Raw genomic sequence first — 5,753 nt, 5'->3', positions numbered from 1 at the left:
GCAAAGACTGTTCAATTCAAAATCGAAAATCCAAAATCGAGAATTGATATTAGCCCCCCAAACGTCAGCCTCAAAATTCTGCGATCGCCCAAGCCAAGCTAGACCCGCCCAATTCTCCGCCGCGATCGCGGGCTAATCTTCACCTCAGCTTTGGCTAAAAAGGTTAACGCAATCAATCCGCCACCATGGGCAGCGTTTGGCTTTTTGCCCGCTTGCTAGCAGCAGATGGCCCCGTAGCGCTCTGGCGTTGGGTTCGCGGCTGGGAGCGGCTAGCGGCCACGGGCAGCGTAAAGTGAAATTGACTGCCTTGGTCTTTGCCGTCTGAGGTGGCCCAAATTTTGCCCCCCATCCCGGTTACAATCTGGCGGCAGATAGCCAGCCCTAGCCCGGTACCACCAGCCGTACGCCGCAGCGCCCCTTCTTCTTGATAAAAACGGTCAAAAACAGTTTCTAGCCGATTGGGTTCGATACCTCGACCCGTATCGGCCACCGTCACTTGAATCAGGTTGTCTGAGCAGGTTGCCGCTTTCAGAGTAATTTTGCCGTCTGCGGGGGTAAATTTGCAGGCATTGTCTAGAAGTTTATTGAGAACTTCCACTAGCCACTCGCCATCGGCTTTCACCAAAGGAAGTTTGGCGGCAAGCTGCCGCTTAATTTTAGGAATAGGGGTCTTACCGTATTTGGCTTTGAGGCTGCTGAGCGCTAAATCAACACATTCTTGCAGCGAGAGCGATTCTAAATTCCAGACAATTCGGCCACTTTCTAAACGCGATAGGGTCAAAAAGTCTTGCACCAGCTTCCGCAACCGCTCAGCATCGTCTAAAGCTGAACTGAGCATCACCTGTTTTAGCTCCATGGGCATATCAGGCTCAGTTGCCAGACTTTCCAAACAAACCTGAATCGTCGAGAGGGGCGTCCGCAACTCATGTCCGGTAATGGCAATTAAGTTGCTGCGCGTTTGCTCTAGGTCTTCAAGCTGCTGATTGAGGTTTTCTAAATGGGCGTAAGCTTCGGCCTGCATAATTGCAATGCTAAGCTGAGCAGCGATCGCTTCTACCAGAGCTACATCGTTGTCTGACCAACTGTAAGGAGCCGCTTGGCAATGATGCAGTTCAATCATGCCAACTAGCCGTCCTTGGTGGACGAGGGGCACCATCAACCAGGCGCGAATCTGCCAGTGGCTGAGCAACGGCTCCAGGGTTGTTAGCGCGGCGTGATAAGGAGATGCCGCATCGGTGACATCAGCCATTAAAATCGTTTCTGGCTGCTGCCGAATCTGGCAAAAGAGGGGATTTTCCTCTAGCGGCCAAGTTTCGCCCACCAGTGAGGGAACGTTGGCGCTAAGGTGTTCGTGCTGAATTTCTGCTACAAAATCATCAGCCGTACCGCGATAGATCAAACAGCGGCAGGTTTCTAGCGCTTGCCCCAGTTCGTGGACAGCGACTTGAAAAATTTCGGCAGGATTGAGCGATCGCCGCATTGTAGCCGTAATCGAATTGACTAAGCGCTCCCGACGTTCTTGAGCAGAAATGGCTTTGTAAGCTTTAAGCAGCTTGTATTGCCCTGCCTGCAGGTAAGTAATTAGCCTTTGGGCAAACGGATCAGCCCCTAAATTATCGACATCAATCGCCAGATCAGAGGTAATGTAGGTGGCTTTGGCTTCAGCAATCTTAGGCGCTAAATCAGGCCGATAACGGGCAATCCGCGTCAGCAAAATATCAGCAGCTTTTTGGCTAACCTGGGCGTCTAGCGTCCAAACCCCTTCAAACCGTCGGGTCTGATCTAAAGCGGGCGCTCCAGCCGATCGCTCAACCGCGTCTACAGATTGGCGTTCGCGACATACCAAACAAGCGCTATATCTCTCACCCAAAACGATCAGATGCCACTCTTGAGTTAACGCATCTTCAATATCAAAGGTGATGGTTTCGTACTGATTAAAGCGATCGACAAAGCCTGTGCCTGCGGCTGATAGAACATAGACATGAGGTGTCGTTTCAGCAATGCGCTCATAGCGATGCGCTTCTTGGCGATAAAACCGCTCTTGCTGAAAGCTTGCAATTACCAGCGATTGATCGGAGCTAGCAAGAACCTGATCCTCCATTGCATGAGACAGCGCTGTTAAGGAGGCTTTGAAATAGAGTTGCGATCTAAGCTGGGGAATTTCCTGTAGTAATTCCTGTAAGACAGAAGCGGGATTACTCATGGATGATTGTCAAACACCATGTCTGCCAATAAAACTATATTGCTCGGTCAATGGGGACTCGCTAGCTGCTAAAACTGGTTTAGATCAAGCGTTTTAGCCAATCGATCAAAGCTGTTTCTATCTTCGGACAAAACGGCAGGATTGTGGGAAGTTGTAAAGGAGATAGTAGTTGTCTTACGAGCTTTTGCAGAAAGTTGACAAAGTACATATTGGTTGGCGGGGCGCGATCGATGAAGGCTGAGCGGTCGGTGTCGTTACGCCAGCGGCTTTGTGAATTACCTTTGGGCGTTGTGGGTCAGCCGCTCACCTGGCCTCAGTATGTGGCTTTTTTGGGAGTGCCGCAGGTAGATACGCTGATTGCTCTGGCGCTGGAGGTGGGTCTTTGTTTGGAAACCTCGCCCGTAGCTAACGTACCCATTCATGCTTGGCGGGCGTTGGGGCAGATGGGCACCTGCAGCGCGATCGCACCTTTGATTTCGCTGCTGAGTTTTCCAGCGATCGCCGCTATTCATCAAGAACTCCCCTACGTGTTTGCTTACTTAGGCCCCGCCGCCCTTCCGGCCTTGGCAAACGTTTTAAGCGATGCCCGCCAACCTTTGAGCGGTCGGCTAACGGCTTGTCAAGCACTGGTGCTGCTTGGGCAAAGTTCCTTTGCTGCCACCCACGACTGCATCGCCGTTTTGAAAACGCAACTGGCAAAGTCGCTGATCCATCCTCCTCAGCTCAATGCCGTTTTGGTGGAAGCGTTGATTGGTTTAGCCGCGATCGAAGCTATTCCTGTTGTCGCCTGTGCGTTTTCGAATGGCCGGATAGACACCAGCCTGACAAGCGACTGGCTCACCGTTCAACGGCGGCTAGGGCTTATTTCCTATGCCCAGTGGCAAAACTAAGAAAGAGGGAGCAGTTGAACTGCTCCCCCTTGAGAGGCTTTCACACAGCAAAAATGCTTTGTGAAACAAACGATGACACCTCGCTGATTAGAGAGTGCCCATATCGCTGGTATCTTTCAAGAAACCGCTATAAGCTTCCATGCCATGTTCGGCAATATCAAGCCCTTTGAGTTCTTCTTCTGGCGTTACCCGCAAACCTAAGGTTGCCTTGAGTGCCAGCCAGAAAATGGAAGCGGCAATGACTGTAAACAGCCCGATCGAAAGAATGCCAATGATTTGCGCACCCAGTTGCCCGACGCCACCGCCAAAAAAGAGACCTGATTCTAGATCAAACAGGCCGACGGCAAAAGTACCCCAAACACCACAAACCAGGTGTACAGAGATAGCGCCTACCGGGTCGTCAATTTTGATGCTGTCGAAGAACGCAACGGAGAAAACGACGATAATACCCGCAATTAAGCCGATAATCACCGCGCCCCAATAGCCAACGCCCGCGCACCCGGCTGTAATACCAACCAGTCCAGCCAAAATGCCGTTGATAATCATGGAAAGGTCTGGCTTGCCATTGAGCGCCCAAGCAGTACAGGTGGCCGCTACGCCTCCGGCAGCCGCTGCTAAGTTAGTCGTAACCGCAATGTAGGGGACATTTAGGCTAGCAGCTAACTCAGAACCAGGGTTAAACCCAAACCAGCCAATCCAAAGAATCAAACAACCCAGCATGGCTACCGTCATGCTGTGGCCAGGAATGGCGTTAACGTGTCCATCTTGGTACTTACCAATCCGAGGGCCGAGGAAAGCTGCCCCCATCAGAGCTGCCCAGCCACCTACTGAATGCACAACGGTAGAGCCAGCAAAGTCAGAAAAACCCAGCTCAGAAAGCCAGCCGCCAGCCCAAACCCAGTGCCCAGTGATGGGATAGGAAATACCTGTCAGCAGCAGGCTAAAGATAATAAAGTCAATGAACTTGATACGCTCAGCAACGGCACCCGAAACGATAGTGGCGGCTGTGGCCGCAAAAGCCACCTGGAACAGAAAAGAAACGGGGATGGTCAAATTACTTTCGCCAAGACCGTAGGTAGCTGGCTCAGAGCTGCTTAAGAACCAGCCGCCGCCCCCGATCCAGCCATTACCACCCGAGCCATACATCAAAGAGAACCCGATCGCCCAATAAGCCAAAGTGGCCAGAGCAAAGACGATGAGGTTTTTAGAAAGGATGTTAACGGCGTTTTTCTGACGGCAGAAGCCAGTTTCCAACATGCCGAAACCAGCATTCATGAAAATGACTAAAACCGCTGCCACCGTAATCCAGATATTATCCAAGACGGCTTGGACATTATCAGGGGTGATCGCCTCGTCCTGGGCATGAGCTGCAACTCCCCAAACCCCAACAATCAGCAGAGCTAAGGGAATACACGCCAACCAGTTCCAAGGATTTTTACCTAGACTTTTCTGGAGTACCTCGTCAAAGGCAGGTACGTTAGCGTTCCAGAAGGCGGATTTATGCCCCCTGCGCTTAGATTTTTTTCGGAGAACTAAACCAGACATCTCTTAAGACGTTCCTTCAACACAATCAGATAGCAAACACAGCCTCAGTCAGTAAAAACGGGCAATCTACCTAACGATAGAAACTTGCCCCGCTGGTGGTGTGAGGAGTTTAGCCAAGGCTGGAGCAAATAGCCTTGGATAGCTCATAGATAAAGAAACTTATGACTTAAGAAGATAAGCTTCTTAAACAGAATAAGGGGATCTTGCTGATACAAAATCGCACTTATTTTCGTGCTATGGGCAGATGACACATTAAGGGAGGTCAGAATGATTCCATCAATTCTGGCAGAGGCAATCTGTATCAAGCGATACTTTTCGGGCGTCTCCCCACTGGAATGCACGAATTATGATGGAGAATAGCCCAAAAATTAAACTCTTGACTCAAAAAAGCGAAATTTTTCCGTAAGTTTACTGGTTCTGGTCAGGAAAGATTAAGCTATGTGACGAACTGCGAGAAACCTCAAGCCCTGTTTTTTTGCCCCTCTTCGGCTACGGTTCTATCCCAATTTGATTGATTGCGATAGTTACTGGGGCGATCGCCTACATTTCTTGCAAATACTGCGCATAGCCCAGGGTTTCTAGCCGTTTTTGTTTATCTATCACTGTGTTTTTTAGGGCTTGGCGATAGATCTGCACCTGTTCGAGCAGTTCCGGCTGATGGCTTGCGAGAATTTGCACAGCCAGCAACCCGGCATTTTGACCATTGCCGATGGCTACAGTGGCAACTGGAATACCTCTAGGCATTTGCACAATTGAGTAGAGCGAGTCTACCCCCTGCAATGTACTGGTTTTGATCGGAACGCCAATGACGGGGAGCGGCGTCAGCGCTGCGACCATCCCTGGGAGATGGGCTGCGCCGCCTGCTCCGGCAATAATGACTTTTAAGCCTCGCTGATGAGCCTGTTGAGCGTACTCAACCATGCGTTCTGGGGTTCGGTGGGCTGAAACAATGGCTACCTCATGGGCTACTTGAAAATCTTCGCAAATGGCGATCGCTGCTTGCATTGTCGGCAGATCGGAGTCGCTGCCCATGATGATACCGATTTGGGGAGAGGTCATAGGGGGAGGGAAAAGGGTGACAGGGAGTAGGGTAGTGGGTGGGGGGGATGGGGGGC

4 protein-coding genes are annotated in these 5,753 nt (G+C 50.9%); 1 reads left to right on the top strand and 3 read right to left on the bottom strand.

What is annotated here, in order from left to right; all coding sequences use genetic code 11:
* Positions 1-172 precede the first annotated feature (172 nt).
* A complete protein-coding gene (locus ACTS3T_RS03365; protein WP_377960632.1) occupies positions 173-2,203 on the bottom strand; it encodes a DICT sensory domain-containing protein in 2,031 nt (676 codons plus the stop codon).
* Between the two features lie 194 nt (positions 2,204-2,397).
* Between ACTS3T_RS03365 and ACTS3T_RS03360 the strand changes: the two genes are divergently transcribed.
* Entirely contained in the window at positions 2,398-3,093 is a 696-nt protein-coding gene (locus ACTS3T_RS03360) for a hypothetical protein (protein ID WP_377960630.1), read from the top strand.
* A gap of 87 nt (positions 3,094-3,180) precedes the next feature.
* Here ACTS3T_RS03360 and ACTS3T_RS03355 read toward each other — a convergent pair whose 3' ends face one another.
* Both ACTS3T_RS03355 and purE read right to left on the bottom strand, forming a co-directional pair.
* Positions 3,181-4,638 carry an ammonium transporter gene (locus ACTS3T_RS03355; protein WP_377960628.1) on the bottom strand — a complete coding sequence of 486 codons (1,458 nt, stop codon included), beginning with the start codon at positions 4,636-4,638 and terminating at the stop codon, positions 3,181-3,183.
* A gap of 540 nt (positions 4,639-5,178) precedes the next feature.
* Positions 5,179-5,697, bottom strand: coding sequence for a 5-(carboxyamino)imidazole ribonucleotide mutase (purE, locus tag ACTS3T_RS03350; RefSeq protein WP_377960789.1), 519 nt, complete (start codon positions 5,695-5,697; stop codon positions 5,179-5,181).
* Positions 5,698-5,753: the final 56 nt, after the last annotated feature.

It is taken from the genome of Almyronema sp., from assembly GCF_052168255.1.
Taxonomy (GTDB): domain Bacteria; phylum Cyanobacteriota; class Cyanobacteriia; order Phormidesmidales; family Phormidesmidaceae; genus Sphaerothrix; species Sphaerothrix epifaneia.
Note: the sequence above shows the minus strand (reverse complement) of the source record. Positions and strands in the feature narration are given on the sequence as shown.